Consider the following 12,565-nt stretch of genomic DNA (forward strand, 5'->3'; position numbering starts at 1 on the left):
GAGCCGATCGAGAGAACGCGATGTGCCCCCTCCCGGCCCGGGAAGGGGCACATCGCGTTCTTTCGGCGGGGGAGGCCCCGGCCTAGAGGGTGATGAGGCCCGAGGTGTTCTGGCGGGCGGCGTCGAGGCGGGCTGCGACGTTCTCCCAGTTGGCGATGTTCCAGACGGCCTTGATGTAGTCGGCGCGCACGTTGAGGTAGTCGAGGTAGTACGCGTGCTCCCAGACGTCGAGCATGAAGAGGGGCACGACGCCGGCGGGGATGTTGCCCTGCTGGTCGAAGAGCTGAAACAGGGAGAGGTTGCCGCCGATGACGTCGTAGCCGAGCACGGCCCAGCCGGAGCCCTGCACGCCGAGGGCGACGGCGGTGAACGCGGCCTGGAACTTCTCGAACGAGCCGAAGCGGTCGTCGATGGCGGCAGCGAGTTCGCCTTCGGGGGTCTGGGTGGTGGGGGTGAGGTTGGTCCAGAAGATGGAGTGGTTCACGTGCCCGCCGAGGTTGAAGGCGAGGTCTTTCTCGAGCTTGTTGACGTTCGCGAGGTTGCCGGTCTCGGAGGCCTCGGTGAGGGCGGCGAGGGCGGTGTTGGCGCCGGCGACGTAGGTGGCGTGGTGCTTGTCGTGGTGCAGCTGCATGATCTTGCCCGAGATGTGGGGCTCGAGCGCGGCGTAGTCGTAGGGAAGGTCGGGCAGCGTGTACTCAGTCATACGGTCAACGTTAGAACCTCGACTACCGTTGAGGTCAAGGAGGTCGCAGCCCATGCCCAGCGTCGATCCGGCCCGCAGTCTGCTGGCCATCGGCGAGCTCGCAGCTCGCAGTGGCATCACGGTCTCGGCGCTGCGCTTCTACGAGCAGCACGGGCTCATCTCCTCCGAGCGCACGGCGGGCAACCAGCGCCGGTACCGCAGGGAGGTGCTGCGGCGGGTGGCGTTCATCCGCACCTCGCAGCGGGTGGGCATGACCCTCGCCGACATCAAGGCGGCACTGGAGTCGCTGCCCGACGGGCGCACGCCCACCCGTGCCGACTGGGCCCGCATCTCGGCGGGCTGGCGCAGCCGGCTCGACGCCCGCATCGCCGACCTGCAGCACCTGCGCAGCGAACTCGACGGATGCATCGGCTGCGGCTGCCTCAGCCTCACCACCTGCGCGCTCAGCAACCCCGACGACGTGCTCGGCGCCTCGGGCCCGGGCGCGGTGCGCTGGTCGATCGACTGAGCTGTCGCTAGGGTTCGGGCATGGCCACCACCGTCGTGTCGATCGCCGACTCCGAGCTCGCCTCCTACCTCGCTCACGCCAACGCCGAGTACCTCGACGAGCGGCTGAAGGCCGGAGACTCCCGCGAGTACGCCGAGCAGCGCGTCGCGGAGTCGAACGAGCAATACTTCCCCGGCGGCCGGCCGGCGCCGGGCCACCAGGTGCTGCGTGTGCTGCACGATGGCGAGGCGGTGGGGTGGTTGTGGCTTGGGCCGATGGCGGCCGAGCATCCGCTCGACTGGTGGGTGTTCGACGTCGAGATCGACGAGGAGCATCGCGGCAAGGGTCTCGGGCGCGCGGCGATGCTGCTCGCCGAGGAGGTGGCGCGGGCGGCCGGCGCCGTGAAGCTCGGCCTCAACGTGTTCGGCCACAACACGGTCGCTCAGCGTCTGTACTCCACACTCGGCTACGAGGTCACGGCTATCAACATGTCGAAGCCTCTCTGAGCGAGCGGATGCTGCGCTCGCTAGTGTGAAGCGATGAGCAAGCATTCCACCCCGACGTCGCCCTGGAGCGACCGCCTGCGGGCGAAGACGCCCGTCGAGCTGGCGGGTCTGCCCACCGCGGCGACGCCCGGAGTCACCGACAAAGACGCCGCCGAGGAGCTCTTCGCCGGCACGGCCCGCTCGCTGGCGAAGCAGCAGGAGAAGCTGTTCGCCGACAGTCTGTTCGGCGGTCGGCGCTCGGTGCTGCTCGTGCTGCAGGGCATGGACACCGCGGGCAAGGGCGGCGTGGTGAAGCGGGTGGTCGGCCCGATGGACCCGCAGGGCCTCGCCCACCACGCCTTCAAGAAGCCCACCGACGAGGAGCTCGCGCATCCGTTCCTCTGGCGGGTCGAGAAGCGGTTGCCGGCGCCGGGGTTCATCGGGGTGTTTGACCGTTCTCACTACGAAGACGTGCTCGTGCCGCGGGTGCACGGGCTGGTCACGCCCGAAGAGCTCGAGTCGCGCTATGAGCAGATCAACGAGTTCGAGAAGAAGCTCGTCGACTCGGGCACCACCGTGCTCAAGGCCTTCCTGCACCTCGGGCGCGACGAGCAGAAGAACCGCTTGCTGCGTCGGCTCGAACGCAGCGACAAGCACTGGAAGTTCAGCACCGCCGACGTCGACGACCGTGCACTGTGGCCCTCGTTCCAAGACGCCTACGAGGTGGCGATCGACCGCACCAGCACCGAGCACGCGCCCTGGCACATCGTTCCGGCCGACCACAAGTGGTACTCGGCCCTCGCGGTGCAGCAGCTGCTGGCCGAGGCGCTCGGCGCGCTCGACCTCGGGTGGCCCGCTCCCGACTACGACATCGACGAGCAGCGTGCTCGCCTGCTCGGCACGTGAGGGATGCGCGCGGCGGGATGCGCGGGCCGCGTCGGTCACCGCAGGCGCCGACGACCGACGACCGACGAGCGGCGACCGACAAGAGGGAGGTGACCGATGCCGTGGTGGGCTGAGATGCTGATCGGCATCGCCATCGCACTCGTGGTCACCTGGGTCGCACTCATCGTGGCGCTGGCGGTGGCACGGCCGAAGGGGCCGCTGCTGCAGGAGGCGCTGCGTCTCCTGCCCGACCTGCTGCGGCTGTTGCGGCGCCTCGCCGCCGACCCCGAGCTGCCTCGCGGCGTGCGCATCCGACTCGGCCTGCTGATGGTCTACCTGGCGGTGCCGATCGACCTCATCCCCGACTTCATCCCGGTGCTGGGCTACGCCGACGACGCCATCGTGGTGACGCTCGTGCTCCGCAGCACCGTGCGGCGCGCCGGGCTCGCCGCGGTGCGCGCGCACTGGCCGGGAACCGACGACGGCTTCGAGGCACTCACCCGCCTCACCGGGCTGCGCCCGGCCGACGCGCAGCCGACCCGCTGAGCGACTCGAGCACGGCATCGAGGCCCGCCAGCCCCGGTGAGGCCACGATGTCGCGCCCGATGCGCGCACTTGCCTCGCGGTAGCCCGGGCGGCCCAGCACCTCCCGCACCGCCGAGCCCACCGCCTCGGCGCTCGGGGTGCTCGTCTTGAGGTTCACCCCCACGCCCGACCACGCCACCCGTGCGGTGACCTCAATCTTGTCTTCGGTGGTGCCGGCGACGACGAGCGGCACACCGTGCTCCATCGCGTAGTGCACCCCGCCGTAGCCGCCGTTCGTGACGAGCACCGAGGTGAGCGGGAGTAGCTTGTCGTACGGCAGGTACGAGGCAGCGCGCACGTTCGCCGGCAGCGGGTGCGGCAGCGACCCGACCTCCCGCCCGCCCGTGCTCACCACGACGAGCACGTCGTCGTGGGCGAGCCCGGCCATGGCCGGTGCGACGAGCTCGTTCCAGTCGCGGTTCGCCACGGTGCCCTGCGTGACGTGCACGACCGGGCGCGATCCGTCGACCTCGCCCCACCACTCGGGCAGGGGAGTCGTCGACGGTGCGGTGCGGGCCAGCGGCCCCACGAAGTGCACCGTGTCGGGCAGATCGCTGCGCGGGTACTCGAACGACGGCACCGTGAACTGCACGATGGCGTCGGCCTGGGCGGGCGTGCTCATGAAGAAGGTCTCGAGCTCGTGCCCCGTGGTGGCGCGCATCATCTGCTCCGCCGCCTTCTGCACCGGGGCGAAGACGATCTTCTGGGCCACGAACGAGAGCAGACGGTTGCGCACTCGGCCCGCGAAGCCCGGGCGGGGCGCAATGCCCAGCCCGAACGGCGCGGTGTCGACGCTGTCGAGCGCGAGCGGCACGATGCCGAGGTTCACCACGGGCGGCCTCTGCCCGAGCGGGCGGTCGAGCAGGGGCAGCGAGCCGAGGAACAGGCTCTCCAGCAGGATGGCGTCGACCGGCTCAGCGGCCAGGGCCGCGTCGATCGCGGCGAGCTGCGCCGGTGCCGGGCGCAGGAAGATCGTCGCAAGGTCGAAGCGGATGCCCGCCGGCCCCGAGAGCCCCGCACGCTCGGGGAACGAGGCGTTCATGTCGCTGTCGTCGTAGTCGGCCTCGGCGGGCAGGGGGAGGAACAGCGCTCCGGTCGACTCGACGGATGCGCGGTAGCGAGCACCGGTGAGGAACCGCACGCGGTGGCCGCCGTCGGCCAGGTGTCGCGCGACGGCGAGCAGCGGCGTGACGTGCCCGTGCACCGGAGTGCTGCAGAGAAGATATGACGACATGGCCCCCACCTCGTGTTCGTGCCCTAAACTCGGCTATACCGAAGTAGTATTCACTACCCCGGAAGGATAGTCAATATGCCCGATTCACGGAGTTCTGCAGTTCGCCGCCCCGGCGGCCGCTCGGCCGACGCCGCGCCCCGTAGCTACACCTCGGCCCTCCGGGCGGAGCAGGCGGCGAACACGCGGCAGCGCATCCTCGACGCCGCCGCGTCGTGCTTCGCAACAAGCGGCTACGCCGGCACGTCGCTCGCCGACATCGCGAGCGCCGCGGGGGTCTCTGTCGAGACCGTCAAGCTGAACGGCCCGAAGCGCGAACTGCTCATGGGCGCCTTCGAGCAGGCGTTCAGTGGCAGCGAGGGCCGGGAGACGATCGCCGAGCGCGAGGTGGGCCGCGACATCCGTTCCCTCGTCGACGACGAGGAGTTCCTGCGCGGGTACCTCCACTTCGTGGCGGAGGCGAACCGGCGCACCAGCGGCCTGTGGGCGAGCTTCCTCAGCGCGGCGTCGTCAGACCCGCTGGTGAAGGAGTCGCTCGACGACCTGCTCGCCCGTCGCCGCAAAGACTTCGCCGCCGCCATCGACGAGCTCGTGCGGCGCGGACTCGTGGCCGCCGATACCCCGCCCAAACGTCGCGCCGAGCTCGCCGCCGAGCTGTCGTTCCTCGTCTCGCCCGAGAGCCACCAGCAACTCGTGGAGCAGTCGGGCTGGAGCATGAAGCGCTACGAGCGGTGGCTGCGCGACGTGCTCGGCCGGGTGATCTTCACGGCCTGACGCCGAGGGCGCACCTCACGGCGCCGCGACGGCGGCCTCCGGTGCCCGCTTCCGCAGGCAGAGCACGAGCAGCACCGCCCCCACGGCCAGGCAGCCGAGGTAGATGAACCCCATCGGCGCCTGGCTCGTGTCGGGCAGCCCCGCGGCCGAGGCCATGGTGAGCGCCACGAACAGGTAGCAGACCGCACTCGTCAGGCCGCCGATGAGCCCCAGGTTGCGGTCGAAGAGCCCCAGGGCGAGACCGTAGGCGAGCGGGCACAGCGCGCCGCAGCCGAGCATCACGAAGATGCCGCCGAGCGTGATGAGCACGAGGTCGGGCCCCACCAGCACGCCGCTGAGGGCCAGGATGACCGCGCCGACACCGAACGCGGCGAGGGCCGAGAAGCCGAGCACGCGCGACGAGACGCGGGTCGCCAGCGCGCCGGTGGCGAGCTCCCCGGCGAGGTTCGCGGCGCCCACGAGCAGGGCGATGAGGCCGTAGGCGGCGGCGGGAACGCCCAGGGCGTCTTCGTAGACGAGGGGAGCGATGGTGCCGAACAGCAGCTGGGCGCTCGCGAACACGGCGAACACCAGCGTCAGTCCGACGAACAGGGTGCGCCCGAAGGCGCTGCCCAGCACGCGGGCGATCACACCGGGCTGCACGGGCGTCTCCTTGCCCGCGGCGAGGGTCTCGGGCAGCAGCCGCCACACGACGAGCGCGGCGATCACGCCGAGCGCGGCGATCAGCCCGAAGATCACGCGCCAGGAGACGAACTGCACGAGCAGTCCGCCGATCGCCGGGGCGATCACGGGCGCGAGGCCCCACGAGGCGCCGAGCCAGCCCGACAAAGAGGTGAGCTGGGGACCGCGCGAGGTGTCGGCGGCGATGGCGTACACGACGACCATGCACGCGCATCCGCCCAGCCCTTGCACGAAGCGCAGCACGAGCAGCAGCCACACCTCGTTCGTGACGGCGATGCCGATGCTCGCCAGCACGAGCAGCGCGAGGCAGACCAGCAGGGTGGGCTTGCGCCCGCGCGCGTCGGCGATGATGCCGACCGGCAGGAGGCCGAGGGCCATGCCCAGCACATAGGCCGAGACGGAGTTCTGGATGAGGGTGTTGCTCGTGCCGAACTCCGCCACCATCGTGGGGATGGCGGGGGTGTAGACGTCGATCGGGAACTGGCTGAGCGGGATGACCCCGAGCAGGATCGCGACGAGCAGCCGCCTGCTCGGCGGCCCCGCTCGGCCTCCCCTGGCGCCTCTGCCGGCCCCTCCGGTGGCGGTGCGTGACGTGTCGGCGCCCATGGTCTCCCGCCCCCCTCGACTTTGGGCCAGTGTAGTGGTGGTGCGTGATGCGGCATCACGCCGATCGAAGGGAATCCCATGGCGCAGAAAGTGTGGTTCATCACGGGCACCTCGCGCGGCTTCGGTCGCGAGTGGGCGACTGCAGCTCTCGAGCGCGGCGACAGCGTCGCGGCGACGGCGCGCGACACCGCGACGCTCGACGATCTGGTCGAGCGTTTCGGCGACCGCATCCTTCCTCTGCAGCTCGACGTCACCGACCGCGAGGCCGACTTCTCGGCGATCGCGCAGGCGGTCGACCGCTTCGGGCGCCTCGACGTGGTGGTGAACAACGCCGGGTACGGCCAGTTCGGCTTCATCGAGGAGCTCAGCGAGAAGGAGGTGCGCGACCAGTTCGAGACCAACGTGTTCGGGGCGTTCTGGGTGACCCAGGCGGCCCTCCCGGTGCTCCGCAAACAGGGCGGCGGGCACCTCGTGCAGGTGTCGTCGATCGGCGGCATCTCGGCGTTCGCGAACATCGGCGTCTACAACGCCTCCAAGTGGGCGCTCGAGGGGTTCTCGCAGGCGCTCGCGCAGGAGGTCGCCCCCTTCGGCGTGAAGGTCACGCTCGTGGAGCCCGGCGGCTTCAGCACCGACTGGGGCGGCGCCTCGGCCAAGCACGCGGCCGAGCTGCCCGACTACGCCGAGGTGCACGCGGCCTCGGCCGAGGCGCGCCGGTCGCGGGTGGCCTCGCCGGGCGACCCGAACGCTTCGGCGGCCGCCATCCTGCGCGTGGTCGACGCCGACGAGCCGCCGCTGCGGGTGTTCTTCGGGTCGAGTCCGATCCGGGTGGCGAAGGCCGACTACGCGAGCCGCCTCGCGGAGTGGGAGGCCTGGCAGGAGGTCTCCGAGCTCGCGCAGGGTTGACGATCACGCTCGCTCGGCCGCCTCGACGGCCTGCCGCGTGTCGTCGGCGACGAGGTCGGCGTTGATCATCGTCGCCGCCATGACTCCCGCCGCCACCGCCACCGGCACGAGTGCGCCAGGGAAGGCGGTGTTGCCCGCCACCCACACGCCGGGCACCGAGGTGAGCCCGGTGAAGTCGGAGGCGACCCAGTCGCCGTAGGCGTCGCCCTTCGCCGCGCCGAGCTGTTCGAGCAGGGAGTCGTTGTTCACCATGCGCGGGCCGGCGAACAGCACGTCGAACTCGCGCACCGACCCGTCGCCGAGTCGCAGCCCGACGAGTTCGCCGGCGTCGTCGGCCACCACCTCCTGCAGCTCGGTGTCGACGATCTCGATGCCCCTGGCCTCGAAGCCACGCCGGGTCTCGGCGTCGAGGCCGGCCGCCTGGGGCCCGATGAACGCGACCTGCGACGACCACTGCCTGAGCAACGACGCCTGGTGGGCGCTCTGCGGCGCGGTCGCGAGCACGGCGATGCGGGAGTCGCGGTTCTCCCACCCGTCGCAGTACGGGCAGGCGAAGGCGCCGCGGCCCCACTGCTCGGCGAGCCCGGGAACGGCGGGCAGCTCGTCGGTGAGGCCGGTGGCGATCACGAGCCGGCGGGCGGTGAGGATGCGCGGAGCGGCGTCGTCGGAGTCCGTCCCGCCGTCTGGGTCCGTCCCGCCGTCCAGGTCCGCCGCGCCGTCCGCGCCCGCCGCGCCGTCCGCGCCGACGACCTTCACCGAGAACGCCCCCGCGCCGACGACCTTCACCGAGAACGCCCCCGCGCCCCCGCCCACCTCCTCGGCCCGGCCGCGCACGATGGTCGCCCCGTACCCTTCGACCTCGGCCCGGCCGAGTTCGAGCAGCTCGAGCGGGGGGATGCCGTCGCGGGTGAGGAAGCCGTGCATGTGCGCGGCGAAGCGGTTGCGGGGGAGGCCGGCGTCGATCACCGCGACGCGCCTCCTGGCACGGGAGAGCACGAGGGCCGCGCTGAGCCCGGCGGATCCGCCGCCGACCACGATCACGTCGAAATTGTCTTCAGTCATGACTCCACGGTCGCCGAGAGGGTGGCGAACCGCAAAGCTCTGTGCTGAAATGGCAACATGGATCCGACCCGAGCCGAGCGCATCGGCACCCGCCTCCGCGCCGCCCGCGTGAACCGCGACGCCACCCTCGCCGAGGTCTCCGGCGAGACGGGCATCTCGGTCAGCACCCTCTCCCGCCTCGAGTCGGGCAAGCGGCAGCCCAACCTCGACCTGCTCATCCCCCTCGCCTCGGCGCTCGAGGTGACGCTCGACGACCTCGTCTCCGACGCGGTGCCCGACCCTCGCGTCGCGCCCCGGCACTCCCGGCGGCCCGGGGCGAGCACCTACTGGCTCTCGCGCGAGAACTCGCCCACGCAGACCGTGCGCATGGTGCTCACCCCGGTGGCGGGCGAGGTCGCGGTGCAGCGCACGCACGACGGCTTCGAGTGGCTCTACGTGCTCTCGGGCAACCTGCGTCTGCTGCTCGGCGACCACGACCTCGTGCTCAAGCCGGGGGAGGCCGCGGAGTTCGCCACGCGCATCCCGCACTGGCTCGGCTGCGCCGACGACGAGCCGGTCGAGCTGATGTGCATCTTCAGTCGCGACGGCGAGCGCATCCACGTGCGCGCCCAGACTGAGCCCGACCGGCGGGTGGGCCGCTGATGCGCCCGGGCGAGGTCAACCGTTTCGACGGCACCATCGTGGGCTTCGGCACCGCGTCGGGCACCCGCATCGTGGTGGGCCTCTGGCGCACGTCGCCGTTCGGGCGCTTCGCCGACGTGATGCTGCAGGATGCTTCGGGCCACCGTCTCCTCCTGGCTCCCACGCCCGCCGTCGCCGAGTTCGTCTCCGGCACCTACCGCTTCGACGAGGTGCGGGTGGTGCCGGTGCGCTTCGGCGGCAGGGACAGGCTCATCACGGTCGACGCGGGCCCGCTCGCGGTGAGGTTCGCCGTCGGCCGGCCCACCGCGCTCGGGCTCCTGCTGCGCTCGGTGCCCGCCCGGGTGGCGACCGACCCGCGGTGGCTCGCGGTCATCGACCCCATTGCCGCCGTCGTGATGCCCGGGGTGCACACCGCGGGAACGGCGGGCGGTGACCGCCGCGAGTACTACGGGGTGACCGCGGTGCGCGAGCTCGGCTGGGCCGAGGCGGTCCTCGACGGGCGCGACCTGGGGGCGTTCGGTCCGCTCGATCCGCCGGTGGGGTTCGGGTTCGGCTCGGCGCCCCCGCGCCCCTCGGCGGTCGACCTGGTGACGACGATCCGGCAGCGAACGGCTCGCTAGTCCTCGGCCCGCGCCCCGCCGGCGAACACGTAGACCCACGCCGATTCGCCCGTGTCGAGGGGCACGAGCACCCGGGTGTAGTCGTCGACCTCGTAGTCGTCGGCGGCCCGCAGCTCGGCGGCCGAGATGCTGAAGACGGTGCCCTCGACGCCTGCGCCGCGCGTGCCTGTCGCGTCTCCCGGGTCGGCGACGAGCAATGGGTGCCGGTCGCTCCCGCTCGTCGCGACGACCACCGGGTCGGTGATCGTCAGCCACTCGAGGCGGTAGCCGGCGACCGTCGCCGCGCGGCCCTCGAGCAGCCGACCGAAGGTGGCCAGCTGCACCTCGGGCTGGCGGAGCGTGCCGTAGGAGAACAGGAGGACGGCATCGGTGCCGTGCACCGCATCCGGGTCGCTCATGCGTCGAGCCTAGCGAGCGCGCCGGGGCCGCGCGCCGGGCCGGCTCGTGCGGCTCAGTAGAAGAGGTCGAAGCTCGCCGCGTAGAGCAGGTTGCCCAGCACGCCGACGACCGCGGCGGCACCCAGGGCCGTGCCGGCTGCCGCGAGGGCTTTGCCCTGACCGCGACGGGTGAGGGCGATGAGGCCGATGATGAGCGCCGCGACACCGAGCAGTCCGTTGAGCACCGACGCCACGGCCGACAGGGTGCCGATGGAGTACGGATCGCCGTTCGCGATGAGCGCCGCCTGCGCGAACAGGAAGATCAGGCCGAGCACCGACGGAATCGCTCCGACGATCAGCGCGACCAGACCGAGCGGGTTGCGGGCGGTGTGGTTCGTCGAGGAGTCGCCCGGCGAACTGCTGAAGGCCGGGGCTCCGGATGCGCGGGTCGCCCCCGAGGGGTTCGCTCCGTACCCGGGGTGGTGCGGCTGGGCGGGAGTGGCCTGCGTCGCACCGTAACCGGGTTGCTGGGGCTGCGCGCCGTATCCCGGGTGCTGTGCCTGTTGGCCGTAGCCATAGGGAGGCTGCTGCGGCTGCGCGCCGTATCCGGAATGCTGCCCGGGCGCGCCGTACGCCTGCTGCCCCTGCCCCGCGAACTGCGGCGGCTCGGGCGGTGTGCTCGGGGGCGCGGCCGGAGGGGCGGGCGGGGCGCTCGGCGGCGCCGTCGGCGGGTCGGTGGGCGGCGTGCCGGGTGTCGAGGGCGGTTCGGTCGACAGCGAGGGCGATCCCGCCCCGCCCGCAGTGTCGGGGTGCCGGGGCTCGGTCGGCTGGCTCATGGAGGCGTCCTTCCTCTGGTCTACCCCCTGCTCGAGACGGTTCCCTGCCGGGGTCTACTCCCTGCCTACTCTCGTCGCGGTCGGATCGGGAAGGGGATCGGGCAGGGCGGGCTCCACCGAGACGGCGTCGCGCTGCATCCTCACACACACCACCCCCGCCACGATGAGGGCGCCGCCGAGCGCCTGCACGAGCGTCGGCACCTCGCCGAGCAGCAACCACGCGAACAGCACGGCGAACAGCACCTCGAGCAGCCCCACGAACGATGCGAGGCGGGAGCCGAGCCGCCCGGCACCGATGAGGCTCGCGAAGTAGGCGAACGCGGTGGCCACGATCACCACGATGGCCATGGGCACGAACCAGGGCACCTCGCCCAGCCCGGCGATCTCGACCGCGTCGTCCGTGACGGCGAGCGGCACCAGCCCCGTCGCCCCGACCCCCGCGAGGGCGACCGCGCCCGCGATGAGCCCGACGCTCACCAGGGTCACCGGGGGCAGCTCGCCGGTGGGCAGGGCGGCGATGAGGTAGTAGCCGGCCAGGCACAGGGCGGCGAGCACGGCGAAGAGGATGCCGAGCGGATGCAACCCCCCGCCCCCCGAGGGATTGATCACCAACGCGAGGCCCGCCACGCTCAGTACCGCTCCCGCCACGGTCAGCAGCGCCGGCGCGACGCGGCTGCGGGCCCATGCGAGCAGCACCAGCAGGATGGGCGCCGTGTACTCGATGAGCAGCGCCACTCCCACCGGCAGGTACTGGATCGAGGCGAAGTAGAACACCTGCGAGCCCACCACGGCGATGACGGCGTAGCCGACGATGAGCTTCCACGACCGCAGCAGCAGGTGGTAGCGGCCGCGCAGGGCGATGAGGGCAGGCACGAGCAGCACGAGTCCGCCGGCTCCTGCGCGCACGGCGACCGCGGCGGCGGGCGACCAGCCCGAGTCGAGCAGCGGCTTCACGAACGGCCCGCTGGTCGCGAAGGCGGCGGCAGCGGCGACGGCGATGAGCAGCCCCGAGGTGCGGTGGGAGGTGGGGGTGAGTGTCATGGCGCCGGCCTGTCAGGAGTCAACTGCGGTTACACTGCTGACAGTAGTGTTCCCGCCTGTCAGGAGTCAACATGGTCTTCGCCTATGACACTGAAGCGACCCTGGTGTTCGTCGCCGAGCTCGTCAACACCGCGTCCGGCGTCGCCGGGTCGGACGACGACGCCCTCGCCGACGTCGCCACGCTGGTGTCGCTGCTCGACGAGCACGACTACTCGGGGCGCCGCGACCTCGACGACGCCGAGCTCCAGGGCGTGCGATCGCTACGGGGCGAGTTCCGCCGCTTCTGGGAGGTCGACCGCGACGAGGCCGTCGAGCTCGTCAACCGCATGTTGCGCGAGGCCGCCGCCCTTCCCCAGCTGGTGCGGCACGGCGACTGGGACTGGCACCTCCACGCGACCGAACCCGACGCACCGCTGGTCACGCGCATCCGGGTGGAGGCGGCGATGGCGTTCATCGACGTCATCCGCAGTGACGAGTACGACCGCCTGGGCCTCTGTGCCGCCGACGACTGCACGGGGGTCGTCGTCGACCTCTCGCGCAACCGCTCGAAGCGCTACTGCGACGCCGGCAACTGCGGCAACCGGATGAACGTGCTGGCCTATCGCGCCCGGCGCGCGGGGTCGTAAGCGGTCGGGCGCCTCGGCGGG

At 71.8% G+C, this 12,565-nt stretch carries 16 protein-coding genes; 9 read left to right on the forward strand and 7 right to left on the reverse strand.

Annotated elements, in window-relative coordinates; translation table 11 throughout:
- Positions 1–82: 82 nt before the first annotated feature.
- Positions 83–703, reverse strand: coding sequence for a superoxide dismutase (locus HL652_RS00490; protein WP_171703489.1), 621 nt, complete (start codon positions 701–703; stop codon positions 83–85).
- A 52-nt stretch (positions 704–755) separates the two neighbouring features.
- Here HL652_RS00490 and soxR point away from each other — a divergent pair, with 52 nt between their 5' ends.
- From soxR to HL652_RS00510, 4 genes are all read left to right on the forward strand, one after another.
- Complete coding sequence (soxR, locus tag HL652_RS00495) at positions 756–1,211, forward strand: redox-sensitive transcriptional activator SoxR (RefSeq protein ID WP_171703490.1); 456 nt, start codon at positions 756–758, stop codon at positions 1,209–1,211.
- Positions 1,212–1,231: 20 nt separating this feature from the next.
- Positions 1,232–1,696 (forward strand): GNAT family N-acetyltransferase, encoded by a 465-nt coding sequence (locus tag HL652_RS00500; protein WP_171703491.1) that lies wholly within the window; start codon positions 1,232–1,234, stop codon positions 1,694–1,696.
- 33 nt (positions 1,697–1,729) lie between these two features.
- Positions 1,730–2,581 (forward strand): PPK2 family polyphosphate kinase, encoded by an 852-nt coding sequence (locus tag HL652_RS00505; RefSeq protein ID WP_171703492.1) that lies wholly within the window; start codon positions 1,730–1,732, stop codon positions 2,579–2,581.
- Positions 2,582–2,677: 96 nt separating this feature from the next.
- A complete protein-coding gene (locus HL652_RS00510; protein WP_171703493.1) occupies positions 2,678–3,106 on the forward strand; it encodes a YkvA family protein in 429 nt (142 codons plus the stop codon).
- Here HL652_RS00510 and HL652_RS00515 read toward each other — a convergent pair.
- Positions 3,066–4,379 (reverse strand): glycosyltransferase, encoded by a 1,314-nt coding sequence (locus HL652_RS00515; RefSeq protein WP_171703494.1) that lies wholly within the window; start codon positions 4,377–4,379, stop codon positions 3,066–3,068. The genes HL652_RS00510 and HL652_RS00515 overlap by 41 nt on opposite strands.
- Positions 4,380–4,454: 75 nt before the next feature.
- Here HL652_RS00515 and HL652_RS00520 point away from each other — a divergent pair, with 75 nt between their 5' ends.
- Entirely contained in the window at positions 4,455–5,150 is a 696-nt protein-coding gene (locus tag HL652_RS00520; RefSeq protein ID WP_171703495.1) for a TetR/AcrR family transcriptional regulator, read from the forward strand.
- Positions 5,151–5,165: 15 nt separating this feature from the next.
- Here HL652_RS00520 and HL652_RS00525 read toward each other — a convergent pair whose 3' ends face one another.
- Complete coding sequence (locus HL652_RS00525; protein ID WP_171703496.1) at positions 5,166–6,437, reverse strand: Bcr/CflA family efflux MFS transporter; 1,272 nt, start codon at positions 6,435–6,437, stop codon at positions 5,166–5,168.
- A gap of 78 nt (positions 6,438–6,515) precedes the next feature.
- On the opposite strand from HL652_RS00525, the gene HL652_RS00530 reads away from it, so the two are divergent.
- On the forward strand, positions 6,516–7,340 hold the full coding sequence (locus tag HL652_RS00530; RefSeq protein ID WP_171703497.1) for an SDR family oxidoreductase: 825 nt from the start codon (positions 6,516–6,518) through the stop codon (positions 7,338–7,340).
- Positions 7,341–7,343: 3 nt separating this feature from the next.
- Here HL652_RS00530 and HL652_RS00535 read toward each other — a convergent pair whose 3' ends face one another.
- Positions 7,344–8,402, reverse strand: a complete 1,059-nt coding sequence (locus HL652_RS00535) for an NAD(P)/FAD-dependent oxidoreductase (protein WP_171703498.1) — start codon at positions 8,400–8,402, stop codon at positions 7,344–7,346.
- Positions 8,403–8,459: 57 nt separating this feature from the next.
- On the opposite strand from HL652_RS00535, the gene HL652_RS00540 reads away from it, so the two are divergent.
- Together HL652_RS00540 and HL652_RS00545 are read left to right on the forward strand one after the other, a co-directional pair.
- The gene (locus HL652_RS00540) at positions 8,460–9,044 is read left to right on the forward strand and encodes a helix-turn-helix domain-containing protein (protein WP_171703499.1); all 585 of its coding nucleotides are present in this window, start codon (positions 8,460–8,462) and stop codon (positions 9,042–9,044) included.
- Positions 9,044–9,664 carry a hypothetical protein gene (locus tag HL652_RS00545; protein ID WP_171703500.1) on the forward strand — a complete coding sequence of 207 codons (621 nt, stop codon included), beginning with the start codon at positions 9,044–9,046 and terminating at the stop codon, positions 9,662–9,664. Before HL652_RS00540 ends, HL652_RS00545 begins: the two co-directional genes overlap by 1 nt.
- On the opposite strand, the gene HL652_RS00550 is transcribed toward HL652_RS00545, so the two are convergent.
- Genes HL652_RS00550 through HL652_RS00560 form a run of 3 tightly spaced genes read right to left on the reverse strand, consistent with a single transcriptional unit; the run spans position 9,661 to position 11,918 of the window.
- The gene (locus tag HL652_RS00550) at positions 9,661–10,062 is read right to left on the reverse strand and encodes a gamma-glutamylcyclotransferase family protein (protein ID WP_171703501.1); all 402 of its coding nucleotides are present in this window, start codon (positions 10,060–10,062) and stop codon (positions 9,661–9,663) included. The genes HL652_RS00545 and HL652_RS00550 overlap by 4 nt on opposite strands.
- Before the next feature lie 53 nt (positions 10,063–10,115).
- The gene (locus HL652_RS00555) at positions 10,116–10,877 is read right to left on the reverse strand and encodes a hypothetical protein (protein WP_171703502.1); all 762 of its coding nucleotides are present in this window, start codon (positions 10,875–10,877) and stop codon (positions 10,116–10,118) included.
- 54 nt (positions 10,878–10,931) lie between these two features.
- Positions 10,932–11,918: an EamA family transporter gene (locus HL652_RS00560; RefSeq protein WP_171703503.1), complete on the reverse strand. Its 987-nt coding sequence runs from the start codon at positions 11,916–11,918 to the stop codon at positions 10,932–10,934.
- Positions 11,919–11,989: 71 nt separating this feature from the next.
- Between HL652_RS00560 and HL652_RS00565 the strand changes: the two genes are divergently transcribed.
- Positions 11,990–12,544 (forward strand): CGNR zinc finger domain-containing protein, encoded by a 555-nt coding sequence (locus HL652_RS00565; RefSeq protein ID WP_171703504.1) that lies wholly within the window; start codon positions 11,990–11,992, stop codon positions 12,542–12,544.
- Positions 12,545–12,565: the final 21 nt, after the last annotated feature.

The sequence above is a fragment of the Herbiconiux sp. SALV-R1 genome (assembly GCF_013113715.1).
In the GTDB taxonomy this organism is placed as follows: Bacteria; Actinomycetota; Actinomycetes; order Actinomycetales; family Microbacteriaceae; genus Herbiconiux.